Origin of the sequence: Mesorhizobium sp. M0590 (assembly GCF_040320905.1) — a bacterium.
In the GTDB taxonomy this organism is placed as follows: domain Bacteria; phylum Pseudomonadota; class Alphaproteobacteria; order Rhizobiales; family Rhizobiaceae; genus Mesorhizobium.
Genome location: NZ_JAMYQN010000003.1, coordinates 1 through 17,999, shown reverse-complemented (window position 1 = coordinate 17,999; position 17,999 = coordinate 1). Strand labels below are relative to the sequence as shown.

13 protein-coding genes are annotated in these 17,999 nt (G+C 62.1%); 6 read left to right on the top strand and 7 right to left on the bottom strand.

Translation table 11 applies throughout. From position 1 onward, the window contains the following. Positions 1–60: 60 nt before the first annotated feature. The 5 genes from NKI52_RS07125 to NKI52_RS07105 all read right to left on the bottom strand — a co-directional run bounded on the left by NKI52_RS07125 (position 61) and on the right by NKI52_RS07105 (position 5,751). Entirely contained in the window at positions 61–1,089 is a 1,029-nt protein-coding gene (locus tag NKI52_RS07125) for an extracellular solute-binding protein (RefSeq protein WP_352697449.1), read from the bottom strand. Between the two features lie 27 nt (positions 1,090–1,116). Continuing rightward, positions 1,117–1,929, bottom strand: coding sequence for an ABC transporter permease (locus tag NKI52_RS07120; RefSeq protein WP_023675453.1), 813 nt, complete (start codon positions 1,927–1,929; stop codon positions 1,117–1,119). Then, a complete protein-coding gene (locus tag NKI52_RS07115; protein ID WP_023675452.1) occupies positions 1,922–2,851 on the bottom strand; it encodes an ABC transporter permease in 930 nt (309 codons plus the stop codon). Before NKI52_RS07115 ends, NKI52_RS07120 begins: the two co-directional genes overlap by 8 nt. Further along, on the bottom strand, positions 2,851–3,945 hold the full coding sequence (locus tag NKI52_RS07110; protein ID WP_352697447.1) for an ABC transporter ATP-binding protein: 1,095 nt from the start codon (positions 3,943–3,945) through the stop codon (positions 2,851–2,853). The genes NKI52_RS07115 and NKI52_RS07110 overlap by 1 nt, the downstream gene beginning before the upstream one ends. A gap of 102 nt (positions 3,946–4,047) precedes the next feature. Further along, on the bottom strand, positions 4,048–5,751 hold the full coding sequence (locus NKI52_RS07105) for an amidohydrolase (RefSeq protein WP_352697446.1): 1,704 nt from the start codon (positions 5,749–5,751) through the stop codon (positions 4,048–4,050). 141 nt (positions 5,752–5,892) lie between these two features. On the opposite strand from NKI52_RS07105, the gene NKI52_RS07100 reads away from it, so the two are divergent. Continuing rightward, positions 5,893–6,924, top strand: coding sequence for a histone deacetylase family protein (locus tag NKI52_RS07100; RefSeq protein WP_352448177.1), 1,032 nt, complete (start codon positions 5,893–5,895; stop codon positions 6,922–6,924). A gap of 75 nt (positions 6,925–6,999) precedes the next feature. On the opposite strand, the gene NKI52_RS07095 is transcribed toward NKI52_RS07100, so the two are convergent. Then, entirely contained in the window at positions 7,000–8,187 is a 1,188-nt protein-coding gene (locus tag NKI52_RS07095) for a TMEM43 family protein (RefSeq protein ID WP_352620429.1), read from the bottom strand. A gap of 1,145 nt (positions 8,188–9,332) precedes the next feature. On the opposite strand from NKI52_RS07095, the gene NKI52_RS07090 reads away from it, so the two are divergent. After that, positions 9,333–10,976, top strand: coding sequence for an MFS transporter (locus NKI52_RS07090; RefSeq protein ID WP_352697444.1), 1,644 nt, complete (start codon positions 9,333–9,335; stop codon positions 10,974–10,976). 220 nt (positions 10,977–11,196) lie between these two features. On the opposite strand, the gene NKI52_RS07085 is transcribed toward NKI52_RS07090, so the two are convergent. Continuing rightward, positions 11,197–13,497, bottom strand: a complete 2,301-nt coding sequence (locus NKI52_RS07085; protein WP_352577775.1) for a hypothetical protein — start codon at positions 13,495–13,497, stop codon at positions 11,197–11,199. A gap of 327 nt (positions 13,498–13,824) precedes the next feature. Between NKI52_RS07085 and NKI52_RS07080 the strand changes: the two genes are divergently transcribed. From NKI52_RS07080 to NKI52_RS07065, 4 genes are read left to right on the top strand one after another with little or no spacing between them, the layout of a single operon-like run. Then, positions 13,825–14,685, top strand: a complete 861-nt coding sequence (locus tag NKI52_RS07080; RefSeq protein ID WP_352697442.1) for an FAD binding domain-containing protein — start codon at positions 13,825–13,827, stop codon at positions 14,683–14,685. Then, positions 14,685–15,161 carry a (2Fe-2S)-binding protein gene (locus NKI52_RS07075; protein WP_023675443.1) on the top strand — a complete coding sequence of 159 codons (477 nt, stop codon included), beginning with the start codon at positions 14,685–14,687 and terminating at the stop codon, positions 15,159–15,161. The genes NKI52_RS07080 and NKI52_RS07075 overlap by 1 nt, the downstream gene beginning before the upstream one ends. 2 nt (positions 15,162–15,163) lie before the next feature. Continuing rightward, positions 15,164–17,428, top strand: a complete 2,265-nt coding sequence (locus tag NKI52_RS07070; protein WP_352697670.1) for a xanthine dehydrogenase family protein molybdopterin-binding subunit — start codon at positions 15,164–15,166, stop codon at positions 17,426–17,428. Further along, complete coding sequence (locus NKI52_RS07065; protein WP_023675441.1) at positions 17,428–17,673, top strand: MoaD/ThiS family protein; 246 nt, start codon at positions 17,428–17,430, stop codon at positions 17,671–17,673. The genes NKI52_RS07070 and NKI52_RS07065 overlap by 1 nt, the downstream gene beginning before the upstream one ends. The last annotated feature ends 326 nt before the right edge of the window (positions 17,674–17,999 follow it).

The following is a 17,999-nucleotide window of genomic DNA, read 5'->3' as shown; positions in this document are numbered from 1 at the left end:
AATCCCCTTGTCGCAAAGAAGGGAGGCCGAAGCCTCCCTTCGATCGATCCCACGTCGAGCCTATTTGCGCAGATTGGTCCAGATCTTGTTGTAGATCTCGACCACTTCCGGTGGGCAAGGTGGCACGAATTCCGCAGTCGGCGCACCGGCCGGCGGATTGATTTCCGGCGCGCTGGCGAAGTCCGGCGGCAGGAATTTGTGGCTCCCGGTAATGCCGTTGTCGTAACCGGCGAATTCCGAAATCAGCGCGGCGTTTTCCGGGGCCATGACGAAATCCTGAAACAGCTTCGCATTTTCAAGGTTCTTCGCGCCTTTCAGCACGGCCACATTGTCCATCCAGCCTTCGATGCCTTCCTTGGGATAGGCGTATTTGATCGCCGGAATTTTCTGGCGCGCACGATAGGTTGCGCCGTTCCACGCCTCCGTGACGATCACATCGCCCGAGGTGATCTTGGTGATGGTGTCGTAGCTGAAGGTCTTCCATGACGGCTTGGCGGCCATCAGTATGTCGTTGACCTTCTTCAGATTGGCCTTATCGGCGCCGCAACGCGGCACGCCGGCGTAGCGCTCGGCCGCATGCATCACAGTGTTGACATCGTCCAGCATGTTGATCTGGCCCTTCAACTCGTCCGGCGGGTCAAACAGGATCGCCAGCGTGTCGATGTCGCCCTTGTATTTGTCGGTGTTGACTTCGAAGGTCGTGGTGCCGAACTGCCACGGCACGGTGTAATGCCGGCCATTGTCCCAGTAGATGTCGACGAAGCGCGGGTCGAGGTTCTTGCCGTTCGGCATCGCATTGGGCTCGGTCTTTTCGAGCAGGCCCTCATCGATCATGATCTTCACGGTGTAGTCGGATGGGACGACGATGTCGTAGCCGGAATTGCCGGCGCGCACCTTCGACAGCATGGTCTCGTTGGAATCGTAGTCGTCCAGCGTCACCTTGACGTTGTATTGTTTTTCGAATTTCTCGATCAGCTTGGGGTTGGTGTAATCACCCCAATTGTAGATGTGCAGCTCACCATCGGCGAGTGCAGGTACTGCCCATAAAAGTGCTGCCGTCGAAACGGCAGCCATCAGTTTCCTAGACATCACAGTCTCCTTTGCCTTCCCATTGACTCACTTGGCGCGGCGGCGCGCGATCAGGAACGATATCGAGACGAACAGGATCGAGACCAGCAGCAGGATGGTGGAGATGGCGTTGATCTCTGGCGTCATCGGCCGCCTGATCTGGTTCCAGATGTAGAGGGGCAGCGTCGTCTGCCCGGGGCCGGCGACCAGCTGCGTGATGGTGAAATCGTCGAAGGAGACGATAAAGGCGAGCGCCCCACCCGACAGGATGCCGGGAACCAGCAATGGCAGCGTTATGCGCCGGAAAGCATGCCAGGGCGTGGCATAGAGATCGGCCGCGGCAGCTTCGAGCGTCAGATCCATGTCCTCGAGACGCGCCCGGATCGGCATATAGGCGAAAGGAATGCAAAAGACGGTGTGGGCGAGGATCAGATTGCCGATGCCGAAATTGAGCCCGAGAGTGCCCGCGATCAGCGCAAAGAACGAGAGCGTCGCCACCGCCGTGATGATCTCCGGAACCATCAGCGGCAGGTTGATGACCATGAAGGCGGCCGACAGCCCGCGCCACGGCTTGACCCGGGTCATGCCGATCGCCGCCAGCGTCGCGGCGATCGTCGAAATGATCGTGGCGGTGACAGAGATGATCAGCGTGTTCTTGGCGGCGTTGTGGAATTCCTGGTTGAGCAGCGCACTGCCATACCAACCGAGCCCGATGCCTTCCCAACGCGTGACCAGAGACCCGGTGTTCAGCGAGAAGATCATCAGGATCAGGATCGGCGCGTAGAGCACGCAGAGGCAGATGATGGCGATCGAGCGGAAGCCCGGTTGGTCCTTGATATCGGCGCTGCGGGGGTCAGCCATGCCTCATCTTCCCCGACGTGTTACGGACATAGAAGTAGAGCGCCACCAGCACCGCTGCCATCAGGATCAGCGCCTGCGCGCAGCCGAGCGGCCAGTTGCGCCCGGAGCCGAATTGCTGGGCGATGAGATCGCCGATCATCAGGTGGATACCGCCGCCGAGGATCAGCGGCGTCACATAGGCGCCGAGGGCCGGAATGAACACAAGCAGGCAGCCGGCGATGATGCCGGGCAGCGACAGCGGGATGATCACCCGCCATAGCACCTGCCGACGGGTCGCATAGAGATCGTAGGCGGCCTCGACCAGCCGGAAATCCAGCTTCTCCAGGCTGGAATAGAGCGGCAGCACCATGAACGGCAGGAACGAGTATAACAGGCCGAGCTGGATGGCGAAGTTGGTGTAGAGCATGGTGATCGGTTTCTCGATCACCCCCAGAGCCATCAGTGCGTTGTTGATGAGGCCCTCGTCGCGGATGATGAACATGATGGCAAGAGTGCGCACCAGCAGGTTCGACCAGAACGGGATGGTGATCAGCAGCACCCACCAGTTGCGCTGCGCCGGCGGTCGCGTGGCCATGAAATAGGCTGTCGGAAAGCCGAGCAGCAGGCAGATGACCGTCGTCACCACGGCGAAGACGAACGAGCGCAGATAGATGATCAGGAAATCCGGCGTGAACTGCAGCGTGTCGTCGAAGATGTCGCGCTGGAACAGGAAGTTCAGATAGGCGTCGGTCGAGAATTGCCACTGCACGCCGCCATAGGGTGCTGCGGCAAGAAATGAATAGATGACGATGATGAGAAGCGGCAGCACGCCGAAAATGCCGATGATTATCAAAGCTGGCAACGAAAGCAGGCGGTGGCGCCTGGCACTGGCCTTCTCCGCCTCTGCTTCGAACAATGCAGCTTGGGAAAACGCGCTCGCCATCAATCCCTCAGCACTTGCGCGGCGTCGTTGCCGATCGAGATACCGACCTTGTCGCCCCGCTCGAAACCGCAGCCTGCGCTGCGCGTGTTCTGCTGGCGCACGGTGAAGGCTTCGCCGCTGTCCAGTTGGACATGAATATGCGTGTCGGTGCCGAAATAGACGATGTTTTCGACGGTTCCGGAAAGATCGCCCTTGCCGCTGGTCAGCTTGGCGTGTTCCGGCCTGACCACCACGGTAGCATTATCCTTCGGCTGGAAGCCTTCAGCCACCGTCGCGTCGATCGTTGCGCCGGATTTGAGGGTCGCGCGCGCCTTGCCGTTGCCGATGTCGGTGATGGCTGCGGTGAGGAAATTGGTTTCGCCGATGAAGTCGGCAACGAAGCGCTCCGCCGGCTTGTCGTAGATGTCCCAGGGCGTGCCGACCTGCAGGATCTTACCGGCCGACATCACAGCGATGCGGTCCGACATGGTCAGCGCTTCCTCCTGGTCGTGGGTGACGAAGATGAAGGTGATGCCGGTCTGGTGCTGCAGCCGTTTCAGTTCGATCTGCATCTCCTTGCGCAGCTTGTAGTCGAGCGCCGACAACGGCTCGTCGAGCAACAGCACTTTTGGCTGCGGCGCCAGCGCGCGGGCCAGTGCCACGCGCTGCTGCTGGCCGCCGGAGATCTGGCTGGTGCGGCGGGCACTCAGCGCCTCCATTTTGACCAGCTTCAGCATCTCGGCGACGCGTGCCTTGATTTCGGCTTTCGGCTTGCCCAGCATCTCCAGGCCGAAGCCGATATTCTCGGCCACCGTCATGTGCGGGAACAGCGCATAGGACTGGAAGACGGTGTTGACCGGCCGCTTGAACGGCGGCAGCGGCGCAATGTCGTGGCCGTGCAGCAGGATTTCGCCTTCGCTGGGGAAATCGAAGCCGGCGATCAGCCGCAGCAGCGTCGTCTTTCCGCACCCCGACGGCCCCAGCAGCGTGAAGAACTCGTTCTCGCGGATCGACACCGAAACCGTGTCGAGAGCGGCGACTTGTGCGTCCCCGGTACCGAACACCTTGCGGACGCCGCGGACCTCGATTGCACTCTTACCCGGCTGATCCGGCACGCATTACCCCATTGTCATGTCCGCTCTTGTTGGCGGATCCAGTTCCCATTCGATTGTCAGCATATGCCGGTCGGCTTGGCAACCATGCATCTGAATCTCGGTTCAGAACGCAAGCTCCGTGCCATCGTCAGCCCCATCATCAACCTGATGACTGATCTTGCCGCCGCAGATGGTAGTCACCGGATGCACCTTGTGTAACAAACCCGGTTCAGTTGTCTCGATATCGGCCGACAGCACCACCAGATCGGCCAGATAGCCGGTTTTCAGCCGGCCCTTGCGGTGCTCCATGAATTCGGCATAAGCGCCTTCGACTGTATAGCCCGCAAGCGCTTCCAACAGCGAGAAGCTCTGGTCGGGAACGCCGTCTGCCCAAGGTTTGCGCAACACCGCCGCCTGAATGCCCAGGATCGGGTCGACCCGCGACACCGGCCAGTCGGAAGCGAAGACGACATGCGCACCCGCCTGCTTCAGCGTCCGCCAGGCATAGCTCAGCGGCCATCTTTCGCGGCCGATGCGCGAAAGCGTCGGCTCCAGCGGGAAGTCCATGGCGCCGGGCGGGTGCGGCGGCTGCATCGAGGCGATGACGCCGAGTTCGGCAAAGCGCGGCACGTCGGCGGCAGTGGTCACCTCGATGTGCTCGACCCGGTGACGGCTGTCGCGCCTGCCGTTCTTCCGCCGCGCCGCCTCGTAACCGTCCAGAACCGCGCGCACAGCGCCGTCGCCTATCGAATGCACGGCGATCTGCAGGCCGCGCCGGTCGGCCTCCAGCGCCACCTCGGCGAAATGCTCTGGCGTGAACAGCGGCTCACCGCGCCAGCCCGGCCGGTCGGCATAGTCGTCGACCATGACCGCGGTCCAGCCTTCCAGCACGCCGTCGTAAAACATCTTGACCATGCCGGACGACAGCCATTCCGATCGGTAGGCGGAAGCCATCCTCGACGCTTTTTCCAGCCTGTCGAGCGTCATGAAGTTCTTGAAATGAAAAGGTATCTTGGTGCGGCAGAGCAGCCGGCCTTCCTGCTCCAACCCGGCAAGCAGTTCGAGCTGGTAGAGATTGCCGTCCATGTTCTGGATTGAGGTGATGCCGTGGCGGGCGCACCATTCCAGCCCCCGATGCATCAGGGCACGGTCGGCCGCGATTTCAGCGGCGGAAGGGTACGGCTCGGGCTCGCCGCCTGTCGCAAGGCCGAGCCGCACGCGGTTCTGCCCGGAAAGCTCGAGGATCGGCCCAAAGGCCTCGCCCTCACGCAATTCGCCGGCCGCGAGGCCGTCGGCGCCCATGACGATCTCGTTGCCGGGGCCGAGTTGCTTGCCGTGCAGGATGCCAGCCAGCTCAAGCGCCTTGGTGTTGGCCCACATTGTGTGGTGATCGGAAGCCGACATGGCGAACGGCCGGTCGGCGATGATGCGGTCGAGATGATGGCGGGTGACCGGCTCGTCCTTGGAAAGGATGGTATAGTCGACGCCGGCCCCAAGCAGCAATTTGGCGTTCGGCCGTGCCGCAGCGTAGGCGCGGATCGCGTCGCTCAGCGCATCGAAGCCATGCACGCCCTGAAGGTGCAGATTGTCCAGTTCGGCCGCGCCGCCGAAAAGGTGCATATGCGCTTCGATGAAGCCCGGCACCACCGAACCGCCTTGCGCATCGATGATCTTCGTGGCCGGCCCTTTCAGCGCCTCGATCGTCCGGCGATCGCCAACCGCCAGGATGTTGCCGTCCTTTATCGCCACGGCCTCGGCCGTCGGATTGCCTTCGTCCATGGTCAGCACACGGGCATTGGTGACGATCAGGTCGGCATTTGAACTCATGATTACCCGCGGTTCGGTTGCGCTGCCGGCAGGCTAGACGACCGGCTGCCGGGCCAGCAAGCCATGGCTGGTTGGCCCAGCGCCTTGTGAAAGGCAGTGCAGGACGGTTAGGGTTGCCGCGTCTCACCACGGAACAATTTCATGAAGACTGTTTTTTCGCCTTTCCATGCCGGCCATTCCGGCAATGTCGAATTGATCGCCGGCGCCATCGTGCCGGCTTTTGAAAAGCCTTCGCGCGCCGAGTTCATCAGGGCGCGGGTGGAGAGCGAGAAGCTCGGTCCGATCCTGCCGCCGGAAAGCCACGACCTCGCCGCCGCCAGGAAGGTGCATGCCAGCGACTACATCGATTTCCTACCGACCGTGTGGCCGCTCTGGGAAGCGTCGGGCCGCAGCGGTTCGGCCATTCCCTTCACCTGGCCGACGCGCGGCCTTCGCGGCGACGTGCGCCCGAAAGGCATCGATGCGCTGCTCGGCTTCTACTCCTTCGACGGTGGCGCGACGTTCGTCAAAGGCACATGGGATGCGATCAAGTCGTCCTATGACGTCGCGCTGACCGCCGCCGCGCTGGTCAAGGCCGGTGAGCCTTCCGCCTTCGCCCTCTGCCGCCCGCCGGGGCACCATGCAGGGGCGGCCTTCATGGGCGGCTATTGCTTCATCAACAACGCCGCCGTCGCCGCGCAATGGTTCCGCGACCATGGCGCCGGGCGCGTTTCGATCCTCGACGTCGATTATCACCACGGCAACGGCACCCAGGAGATATTCTATCGCCGCGGTGACGTTCAGGTGCTGAACCTGCATGGCGATCCGATGACCGAATATCCCTTCTTCCTCGGCCATGCCGACGAACGCGGCGAGGGCGACGGCGAAGGCTTCAACGACAATTACCCGATGCCCTTCGGCACCGGCTGGGACGTGTGGAACGCCTCACTCGAGGACGCTTGCACGAGGCTTTCGGCTTATGCTCCTGATGTCGTCGTGGTTTCACTCGGCGTCGACACCTTCGAGAAGGACCCGATCAGCCAGTTCAAGCTGAAGACCCCCGACTATCCCAGGATCGGCCGCCGCATCGCCAGGCTCGGCCTGCCGACGCTGTTCGTCATGGAAGGCGGCTACGCCGTCGAGGAGATCGGCATCAACGCCGTCGGCGTGCTGACCGGCTTCGAAGACCGCTAGAAGCAATTCCAGGAAACAGGGCGGTTCGTCGTTTCCGTGAAACGATGAACCGCTAGAACCGCCGGCGCCTGCAAATCATGTGGCCGCGCTCGGCGCCGCAACCGGCGGAGCCGGCCTGCGCGAGCGGCCGAGGTAATAGACCGCCGCCGCTGCGATGACGCCCGCTGCCAGGATGCCCGCCGCCAGCACCGGCCGGTACCAGAACCAGGCGATGGCCATCGTCGTCGCCCCGACCAGGATCGCCAGGAAGAACGCGATGATGCCGGTACCCATCCGCGCCATGCTGCCGAGCAAAGGAATGACGTCGAGGATGACGCCGATCGGCCCGAGCAGCAGGGCAAAGCCGATGGCCAGGAGCAGCACGCCGGCGGCGCGCAGCAGCCAGGTGATCAGCGTGTTCGCGCTGACCGCTTCGGCGAACATCTTTTCCGCCGGAACATTGCCGGTGTCGACCATCAGCAACTGGTCGCCGGCGATTGTCTGGTATGGCTCGAAGCCGCCCCCCGTCTGGCGCGCGACGACGCTGACCACGCCGAGCGGCGCCAGTTCGTAGCCGATGCGGTAGTCGCCCAGCGCCGGCGACGTGGTGTTGAAACCGAGATAGATTTTTCCGTCGACGATGTTGACCCGCTTGGTGCCGGTATAGGCGGCGTCTATGGCGGCCGACTGATCGGCAGACAGTGAGAACATCTTGTCGCCGCCGATCAGGTCCAGCACGGGCCGGTCGAGCGTGAAAGCACCGAGCTTGCCGTCCGGAATCTGGAATTGCTTGCTGTGGATCTCCATCGGCGGATTCTCGTGGCCGTCCGGCTTCTTGAACTCCGACGAATTGATCTGGCTGTCGTCCCACACCTTCGAATAGCTGTAGGTCGTCACCGTCTCCTCGCCGCCGCCCAGCTTCTTCGTCGTCTCGGATTTCTCCTCTTCTTTCCACTGGTACATCTCGGCGCCGCGCGACAGCCGCAACCCCTGCGCCGAAATACCGAAGTCCGGATCGGCAAGGCCGCTGCTCGCCGTCACCGCCCCGGTGACATGGACGAGCTTGCCGTCATTGGCGGCATCGACGCTGTCGGCGCCGACCGAGACCACCGCGCCCGATCCCTCGGCCAGCGAGCGCGCCGTCTGCACGGCCCGGCCCTCGTTCCAGAACAGGCCGATCACCATCAGCACGATCAGGAGCAGCCCGAAGACGACCCCGGCGAGCGCGCGTTTGATCCGCCCGAACCACGAGACGGACGTCACTTCCTGAAATGAATCGCTCATTATTTCCCCCATCCCCCGAAACCAGTCTCGCGAAATCCGCGCTCTGCCGCGCAGTGGCAAGCAACCAGCGTCACCCCAAACCGGGGCGGACGCCCATCCGTCTCGGCACCGGGAGCTTATCGCAATCGGCGAGCCGCCACAGTTGCGATCCGACCCGGTTTCGCGGCCGTAAAGCCCATCGCTCACCGCCAATTCATTGAATTCGTTTCCGTCAAATCGCGTTGATGTCAGATTCGTCTGCAGTTGGATTGTAGCCGAATCAGCCGTTCCTTGGGGGGCGTGGCAATCACCAAAGCTTGATGGTCCGCAACTATTCCGGAATCAGATCGGCTAGTGGGCAATGCTCCACCAGCAGGCTCTTGCAGAGTGCGTAGTCTTCGTACGCGAAAACACCTTGGTGCGCCCGTAACCCCGTTGCGTGACGTGGTGCGGCAGACGGCGAACGACAATGCGGGCAAGGCGAGGCATGCGATCAATCCGAACACAGAGCCTGTCGGTTGGGCAGCAAAAAGTGCACCATCATCGTAGTTCGATTCGGACGGATCTCAGTATAAAAAGGAGAGATATAGGAAAAATAAATAAGACAATAAATCCATATATGCTGCCGGCTATCAAAAATACGTTCTCATATGGGTAAAATGTAGTTATTAGACAAGCGATAATATACAATACTACGTTCTTTTCATACAATTTGTCACCAAGTATGTTCAACATAAGATATGTGTACAAAATAGCACATGTAAATATTTGTATTAAAGCCAGGCCGCTCATGCTCGCAAGCGGTCTAAAAAATACGTGAGGTATAGCCACTATGAGAATGGCAATCGACATCACCTTGAGAGCTCGCGCTTTCATTTCAGTCCCTCGGTAATTTCCTTCTGGCAATTTTCCTACGTACGGACCGCAGTTTGATCAAGTCCGAGCTGTGGAGCCTGAAGGGCCGAATTACCTTCATGCCAGCATCTGAATCGGCGCACGCAGTGACGTGCGCTGACCGGCTCCGCACTCGTTATCTTGTTGTTGGACCATGATGTTTTTCCAGAATGCGTTCGCCCTTTGCGAAATGATGTTCTATTTTTTGAACCCACGGCTTGCGGGGCCGATTGATCGGAAGAACAAACGCATTTGAGCCCGGGAAAGCATTTATGAACGACGACACACCGGAAAGCGAAAGCGCCTCGGCGCTGGCGCCGTTCCGGCACGGCATCTTCCGGGCGGTGTGGTCCGCCAGCCTCGTCTCCAATTTCGGTGGCCTCATCCAGGGCGTTGGCGCCGCCTGGATGATGACGACGATCGCCACCTCGTCCTACCAGGTGGCATTGGTCCAGGCCTCGACCACCTTGCCGATCATGCTGTTTGCGCTGCTGGCCGGCGCCATCGCCGACAGCTTCAACCGGCGCAAGGTCATGCTGATCGCGCAGATCTTCATGCTCGTCGTCTCGGCTCTTCTGACCGTCTTCACCTATCTCGACCTGATGACACCGTGGACGCTGCTCGCCTTCACCTTCCTGATCGACAGCGGCACCGCGCTCAATAGCCCGTCCTGGCAGGCTTCGGTCGGCGACATGGTGCCTCGCACCAAGGTGCCGGCGGCGATCGCGCTCAACTCGATGGGCTTCAACCTGACGCGCAGCGTCGGCCCGGCGATCGGTGGTATCATCGTTGCCGCGGCAGGTGCCGCCGCGGCCTTCGCCGTCAACACGCTGAGCTATGTCGGCCTCATCGTCGTGCTGGCCCGCTGGAAGCCGGAACTGCCGGCATCGACCTTGCCGCGCGAGACGCTGGGCGCCGCAATGGGCGCCGGCCTGCGCTACGTCGCCATGTCGCCCAACATTGGCAAGGTGCTGGTCAGGAGCTCGGCTTTCGGCTTCAGCGCCGGCGCGGTCCTGGCATTGCTGCCGCTGGTCGCGCGCGACGTCGTCAAGGGTGATGCCTTGAGCTACGGCATCATGCTCGGCGCCTTCGGCATCGGCGCCGTCGGCGGCGCGCTGACCAGCGTCAGGCTGCGGCAGCTGCTGTCCAGCGAAACCATGGTGCGCATGGCATTCGCCGGTTTCGCCGTCTGCGCCTTCAACGCCGCCGTCAGCAATCATGCCTGGCAGACGTCGCTCGGCCTGCTGCTCGGCGGCGCCTGCTGGGTGACGGCGCTGTCGCATTTCAACGTCACCGTGCAGATGTCGACGCCGCGCTGGGTGGTTGGCCGCGTGCTTTCGGTCTATCAGACCGCGACCTTCGGCGGCATCGCGCTCGGCAGCTGGGTCTGGGGTGTCGTTGCCGACGCGCATGGCGCCGAAGTCGCCCTGATGGCGGCCAGCGTCGCCATGCTGGCGGGAGGCGCCATCGGCCTGCTGCTGCCGCTGCCGCAGCAGGCGGTGCTCAACCTCGACCCGCTCAACCGCTTCCGGGAGCCGCATCTGGCGCTTGATCTCAAGCCGCGCAGCGGTCCCATCGCCATCATGATCGAATATGTCATCCGCAACGAGGACGTACCGGAATTCCTCGCCACCATGGCCGAGCGCGGCCGCATCCGCCGACGTGACGGCGCCCGCAACTGGACATTGGCGCGCGATCTCGAAAATCCGTCGATATGGATCGAGCACTACCACACGCCGACCTGGGTCGAATATATCCGCCACAATCGGCGCGCCACCTACGCCGACGCGGTCATCGGCGAGCGTATAAGGGCGCTGCACAGCGGCAACGAGCCACCGCGCGTCCGCCGCATGATCGAGCGCCCGACGACTGCCGGCACGGCGCTGGTCATGCCGAAGGGACCGATCGAGCATTAAAGCATTTTGCACCCAAGGGAATCACTTGACGTCGCAGAAATGCGGTTAAAACAAATAGATAAAGCGGGATGCACCGTTCAATTTGAACGCATCCCGCTCCAGCGCAATTCCAAGAAAAGTGTGATACGGTTTTCCGTCCGGAAGAGACAGAGCGGTTCGCCGTTTCCGTGAAACGATGAACCGCTCCAGCCACCCTGACGCCCTTCCGCTGGCGATTCGACTACATGAGCTCTATGACGAAATAATCGCCCTGCTGTATCCACTTTACCAGGAAGTTGATCGTCAGGTCGGTACCGCTCCAATACATCTCGACGGTTGATGGAGACGGCTTTATGAGGCCTCCCTCGATAAAGTCACTCGACCTCGTCCCAGATACGCCTGAGATGAAATTGAAATCCTGGAACTGGAATGTGACCTCGCAGCTGAGAGTGAACGGCGTGAACCCGCCGCCGGCCGGCTTGGGCAACGCGAACTGAACCAACGCCGGCTCTGCGTTCGGCTTTTCGGTCTTTGAAAAGCTGCCGGATGGCCCCTGCAGGTGCCAGGTGATTTCAGTGATTTCTTTCTTGGTGGCGTTGAACCAGAGACCCGTTGCTATCGTCAGCATCGCCGGCTTGACGACCGGCGCCGCAGTAAGGGGAATACTGATGGTCTCGGTCTTGTAGCCAACGGCTGCAACTTGCAAGCTGACCGATGCTTGGCCGGTCGGCGGAGATAGCGTGAACGCTGTGTTGGTGGCCCCGACCACCGCGCCCCCTTGCGATATGGTCCCTCCAACCGATTGGGACTTGTTATCGGCGTCGACTGCTTTGATGGTTATCGTCGCCGGCTGGCCCGCTATCAGGGACGGGGGAGCCGCGGAGAGCAGCATTTCCCCGAGGGTGACATTGACGGGAACTCTGGTGAGCGGAGACATCTTCGTGCACAATGTCTGCATCACCGTAATTTGGTCTTCTACCTTGAGCTCGCCCACGTAAATCCCGAAGAAGAGCGTCGTCCAACCAAGTGGCGTATCGCTGGCGCGCCACTTCCCGTTCACGAATACATGCACGCGCGCCCCGGGAATCACGCCTGATACGTAAATTAACCGCTGGAAGACCCGGACGGGCTGTTGAATATCCGGGGTCTTGAGTGGGGTCAGGTCGGACACTTTGATCGGGCCCCCGACCCGAAGCGCGAGGGGCTGACAAGTAAGCTCCAGCTCGGCGTGAATGTGCTCGCCGGCGCGCAACGGCCGAAATGTCTCGACCCAGACGAGGCCGCCAAAACTGAATACGGGCTTGCTGATTACAGGAGAATCTGGCGCATCCGAGTACAAACGTACGACCGCGTTGTCGACGCTGTTGACGAAAGCGCCGCTTGCACATTCAAATGCAGGCTCCATGACGGTCGGCGGAAATACGCTGCCCTGGTAAGACCCTACCACCAGCAACTTATCCGATGTGGCTGTCTTGCCGCATAGCTCCTGGATGACGACGAGCGATGGAAACGGCGGCGAGGCCGGGATCAGGGCCGACACGTCGGGAATCCAGTATTGGCCGGAACTCACATCCTCGCCGACTCCGATTCTCCCGAGCACGGTAGCTGCACCCGAAGTCGGATCGACAAGTTGGATCGTCAATGTCGCGCCGGGCTCGAGATTGGAGATAGGCAAAGCACGGGCTGCCGGGCAGGAGTACTGTGAGGCGTCGATTACGGGCTTTCTAACCGGCAAGGTTTCGTCGACGATCACCGGAGGGGCAGATGACGGACTTGATGCATTGCAGCGCTCGAAGTGCTGCGTGGCGCTGAAGACATCCGGATTGTGCGCGGCACGGCCAAGCAGCGCCAGGAGGTTGGCACCGACGAAAGGATATTCCAGCACGTCGCCATTGAAGTGGACCTTCGTGGTGGCGCCTTGAGCCAACCCCCTGACGGGTACTGCTTGCGCGCACCCAGGAACCGGGCCGACTGCTGGTGCCGGCATGGTATTTTCCCGATACGGCGTCTGTTCGGCGGGCAAGCTCGGGGTCTGACTGCTCTTCACCTGTCCGGCAGGCGTCTGAACGGACTGCACCGCGCTAAGCACATCGTTGGCCTGGATCGCCCCGCGAATGCGCACTGGTACGACATTTCCGCGTGCAGTATCGCTGCCAATCAATGCGCCGCCGTTGAAAATCTCGACCGTGGCGCCAGGATAGGCTGCGCCTATCAGCACCCAGTCGACGCACTCGTGCACCTGACTCAAATACACCAATGGGCTTAGCGTCGAGGGATACCCGAGCACGACGATCGGGACCGGGCTTGGATCACTGGCTTCGGCGCCGAGCGTCCAGCGTGCGGTCAATGCATCCCCCACGTTGAGGGAGCCTGCGGCGACCGGCACAAAGGTACTGGTTGTGGCGCCGGCATTTACCGCAGGGACGGGTACGCCATTTACCAGGAGGGAAATGCTCGAGCCGGGAAGCGGCCCATCGATACGGACCGAGGTACTCAAGACCGATACGGGGCCAATCACAATTGGTGCAAGGAGCGTGCTCATGTTCGTTTCCCTCTCTGTACGGCGCAGACATGTCGCCTGGTTCGAAACAGGACATAGAGGGAGCGCACTTACGGATGACTTACGGATGGGTCGGCGCGGTGCTGGACTGCGCGCGCGTCCGCCGCATGATCGAGCGCCCGACGACTGCAGGCACCGCGCTGGTGATGCCGAAGGGACCGATCGAGCATTAGTGGCTGGCGGTGCGTCCAGTTGGACGAGCAAATGAAATTGCGGCGCCTGGCCCAATCCGCGAATGCACGAACAGGATGGCCATTGTGGAGAGACGGTTATATCAGTTGGTGTGACTATGACCACTAAGGGGAGACGATGCGTTACATACGTCCGCTTTCAATTGAAGACGCCGCCGGCCTGTTGGCCGGTTCAGCCGGCACGGCCGCCATCCTCGCCGGAGGCAGCGACCTCTTGGTGCGAATGAAAGGCGGCTTTATCGAACCCGACCTGATCGTCGACATCAAGGCGATCGACGGGCTTGGCGAGATCAGGGAAACAGCCGAGGGCTTCAGCATCGGCGCGGCGGTCCCCTGCGCATTGCTGGGCGAGAACACGGCCCTGCAGAAGGCATGGCCTGGCGTCGTCGAAGCGGCCAAGCTGATCGGCTCGAAGCAGGTGCAGGGACGCTGCACCATCGTCGGCAATCTGTGCAACGCCTCGCCGGCCGCCGACAGCGTCCCGGCGCTGGTGGCCGCTGGCGCCAAGGCTGTGGTCGTCGGCCCGGGAACCAGGCGCACGATTGCCGTGGAAGCGGTGCCGACTGGGCCGGGCAAGACGTCGCTGGCCAAGGGCGAGATCATCGAGGCAATCCTGCTCGACAGCCGTCTGCCGCGTTCGGGCGATGCCTATCTGCGTTTCATTCCGCGCACCGAGATGGACATCGCGGTGGTAAGCGCCGGCGTGAACTTGACGCTCGATGAGCAAGGTCGCGTCAAATCCGCCCGTCTGGCGTTGGGCGCCGTGGCGCCGACGGTGATTCTGGTCGAGGAGGCCGCCGAGGTTCTCATCGGCTCCAAGCTGGACGAAGACACGCTGGAGAGGCTCGCCAAGGTCTGCTCGGGCGCCTGCCGCCCGATCGACGACAAGCGGGGCACTATCGAATTCAGACGGAAAGTCGCGGGTGTGCTGGCCAAGCGGGCCGCCACGACCGCCTATGCACGCGCAGGAGGCAAATGATGGCTGGTGTGGCAGTATCAACGACAATCAACGGCGACAATGTCGAGTTTCTTTGCCAGCCGGACGAGACGCTGCTTGATGTCCTGCGCGATCGCCTGGGGCTGACGGGCGCCAAGGAAGGCTGCGGCACCGGCGACTGCGGGGCCTGCAGCATCATCCTCGACGATCGGCTGGTGTGCTCGTGCCTGGTGCTCGGCGCGGAGGCCGAGGGTCGGCACGTCGAGACCATCGAGGGCATGGCGCATGGCGACAGGCTGCATCCGCTGCAGCAGAAATTTCTGGAACACGCCGCACTCCAATGCGGCGTCTGCACGCCGGGCTTCCTCATGGCTGCCAAGGACCTTTTGGCCAAGAATCCCGATCCGACCGAGGAGGAGATCCGCTTCGGCCTCGCCGGGAACCTCTGCCGCTGCACCGGCTATGACAAGATCGTGCGTGCCGTTCAGGACGCCGCCAGCGTGATGAAGGGAGCATGACGATGAATTTCGATCCGCGTTACTCCGGACGCAATTTCACCGCTGTCGGCACGCGTCCCATCCGTCCCGACGGCGTCGACAAGGTGACGGGCCGCGCACGCTATGGCGCCGACTTCAACATGGCCGGGCAACTGGTCGGGCGCGTTCTCAGAAGCCCCCATGCGCATGCCACGATCAGGAAGATCGACACGTCGAAGGCGGAGAAGCTCGCCGGCGTCAAGGCCGTGATCACCGCGGCCGACCTGCCCGACCTCACCGACGGCGATGCCGCCATGTACGACATCCTCGACAACTGCATGGCGCGCAAGAAAGCGCTCTATGACGGCCATGCCGTGGCCGCGGTGGCTGCGGTCGATGCCCGCACGGCGAGGCAGGCACTGAAGCTGATCGAGGTCGACTACGAGGTGCTGCCGCATGTCACCGACGTCGACGAGGCGATGAAGCACTCCGCACCTCTGGTCAACGACGCCATCTTCACCGAGGGCCTCGAGCAAAAGCCCGTCAAGCCTTCCAATGTCACCAAGCGCACCCAGTACGGCCATGGCGACATCCATGTAGGTTTCGGCCAGGCCGACTTCGTTGTCGAACGCTCCTTCAAGACCGAGCAGACGCACCAGGGTTATATCGAGCCGCATGCCTGCGTGGCCAATGTCAGCTCCGACGGCACCGCCGACCTGTGGGTCTGTACGCAAGGCCATTTTGTCTACCGCCAACACTGCGCCCAACTGCTTGGCATGGAGGCCTCGAAGCTGCGCGTCACCTCCTCGGAGATCGGCGGCGGTTTCGGCGGCAAGACCCATGTCTGGGCCGAGCCGGTGGCACTGGCGCTGTCACGCAAGGCCGGGCGGCCGGTCAAGCTGGTCATGACGCGCGACGAGGTGTTCCGCGCCTCCGGCCCGACCAGCGCCACCTCGATCGATGTTCGGATCGGCGCCCGCAAGGACGGCACGATCACGGCGGCCGAGGCGACGCTGCGCTATAGCTGCGGCCCCTATGCCGGCACGTGGGCCGAGATCGGCGCCATGACGGCCTTTGCCTGCTACAAGCTCGAGAACGTCAGGACGGTCGGCTACGAAGTGCTTGTCAACCGGCCCAAGACCGCGGCCTATCGCGCGCCGTCGGCTCCGATGGCGGCGTTTGCGGTGGAAAGTGCGGTCGACGAGCTGGCCAAGGAGATCGGCATGGACCCCGTCGAGTTCCGGATCAGGAACGCGGCGCAGGAAGGCACCAGATCGTCCTATGGACCGGTATACGGCCCGATCGGCATCGGGCCGACGCTGGAGGCGGTGAAGAACCACCCGCATATGAAGGCGCCGCTCGGCAAGAATCAGGGCCGCGGAATGGCCTGCGGCTTCTGGTTCAATTTCGGTGGCCAGACCTGCACCGACCTCAACATCGGCATGGACGGCTCGGTCTCGCTTGCCGTCGGCACTGTCGATGTGGGTGGTTCCCGCGCGTCGCTGTCGCTGGTGGCGGCGGAGGAGCTCGGTATCCCCTATGAGCAAATCAAAGCGGTGGTCGCCGATACCTCCAGCCTCGGCTACAACGATATGACGGACGGCAGCCGCGGCACCTTCTCGTCTTCGATGGCGACGATCTCCGCCGCTCGCAACGCCATCAAGGTGTTGCGGGATCGCGCCGCGCAGATGTGGGACATACCCGTCGACGACGTGGTCTGGGAAAAAGGTCACGCGATTGCCAAGGGCGAGAAATACGGCAACCTTGCAGCATTGTCGCTGAAGGAGATCGCGGCCGCTTCCGGAAAGACGGGCGGACCCATTGCAGGGCACAGTGAGCTCGTCGCCGACGGCGCCGGCGTCTCCTTCGCCACCCATATCTGCGATATCGAGGTGGATCCCGAGACCGGCGCCACCAGGGTGCTGCGCTACACCGTCGTCCAGGACGCCGGCAAGGCGGTGCATCCGACCTATGTCGAGGGGCAATACCAGGGGGGTGCCGCGCAAGGCATCGGCTGGGCGCTCAACGAGGAGTATATTTACGGCAAGGACGGGCGGCTGCAGAACCCTGGCTTCCTGGATTACCGGATCCCGGTCTGCTCGGACCTGCCGATGATCGACACGCAGATCCTCGAGATCCCCAACCCTAACCATCCTTACGGGGTGCGCGGCGTCGGCGAGACCTCGATCGTGCCGCCGCTGGCGGCGATCGCCAATGCGGTGTCGAACGCCGCGGGCGTGCGGATGACGCATATCCCGATGTCGCCGCCGCGCATCCTGGCGGCGATCGAGGCGGAACGGGGAGGCTGATGGTCGAAGTAACGCTCTGGGGGTCGCTCGGCGCGATCGCCGGAGGCAAGAGCAAGGTCGAGATCGAGGCGAAGGACATAAGGGAGCTGTTCAGGAAGCTGGCTGAACAGTATCCCGGCCTCGAGCCATACATCGATCGCGGCATCGCCGTCGCCATCGACGGGACGATCTATCGCGACACGTGGTCGAAGGAACTGCCGGAAGGGGCGGAGATATTCCTGCTGCCGCGTCTTGCCGGGGGATAACTGGACAACCCTGTCCTACCCATTGACGACCAAGACATGGCCTAGGCTCGAGAAAAACCTCGGCTATCCACGAGAATTCTTGGCCAGTTCAGCCTGCGAGTTTGGCTCCTTTTCGATGACTGGCTTCTGTGTCAATCACAGACATAGAGGCGAGCGAGCTACACGTCTGCTTTGGGGCCGGAAGCAGCCGCCCGCAGCGTAGAAGTCAAATGGCTTGGGTCAGAACCTACCATTTACCAATGGATAGTGTGCTGAAGGTTCTGCAAAAAGTTTTGGAGAGAGAACGGCGCTTGCTCTGAGGGGCGAGCGGCCATGGCACGGTGGTG

Coding starts and splice junctions, on each gene's coding strand:
- NKI52_RS07125 (WP_352697449.1), bottom strand. CDS start 1,089: ATGTCTAGGAAACTGATGGCTGCCGTTTCGACGGCAGCACTTTTATGG.
- NKI52_RS07120 (WP_023675453.1), bottom strand. CDS start 1,929: ATGGCTGACCCCCGCAGCGCCGATATCAAGGACCAACCGGGCTTCCGC.
- NKI52_RS07115 (WP_023675452.1), bottom strand. CDS start 2,851: ATGGCGAGCGCGTTTTCCCAAGCTGCATTGTTCGAAGCAGAGGCGGAG.
- NKI52_RS07105 (WP_352697446.1), bottom strand. CDS start 5,751: ATGAGTTCAAATGCCGACCTGATCGTCACCAATGCCCGTGTGCTGACC.
- NKI52_RS07100 (WP_352448177.1), top strand. CDS start 5,893: ATGAAGACTGTTTTTTCGCCTTTCCATGCCGGCCATTCCGGCAATGTC.
- NKI52_RS07095 (WP_352620429.1), bottom strand. CDS start 8,187: ATGAGCGATTCATTTCAGGAAGTGACGTCCGTCTCGTGGTTCGGGCGG.
- NKI52_RS07090 (WP_352697444.1), top strand. CDS start 9,333: ATGAACGACGACACACCGGAAAGCGAAAGCGCCTCGGCGCTGGCGCCG.
- NKI52_RS07085 (WP_352577775.1), bottom strand. CDS start 13,497: ATGAGCACGCTCCTTGCACCAATTGTGATTGGCCCCGTATCGGTCTTG.
- NKI52_RS07080 (WP_352697442.1), top strand. CDS start 13,825: ATGCGTTACATACGTCCGCTTTCAATTGAAGACGCCGCCGGCCTGTTG.
- NKI52_RS07075 (WP_023675443.1), top strand. CDS start 14,685: ATGGCTGGTGTGGCAGTATCAACGACAATCAACGGCGACAATGTCGAG.
- NKI52_RS07070 (WP_352697670.1), top strand. CDS start 15,164: ATGAATTTCGATCCGCGTTACTCCGGACGCAATTTCACCGCTGTCGGC.
- NKI52_RS07065 (WP_023675441.1), top strand. CDS start 17,428: ATGGTCGAAGTAACGCTCTGGGGGTCGCTCGGCGCGATCGCCGGAGGC.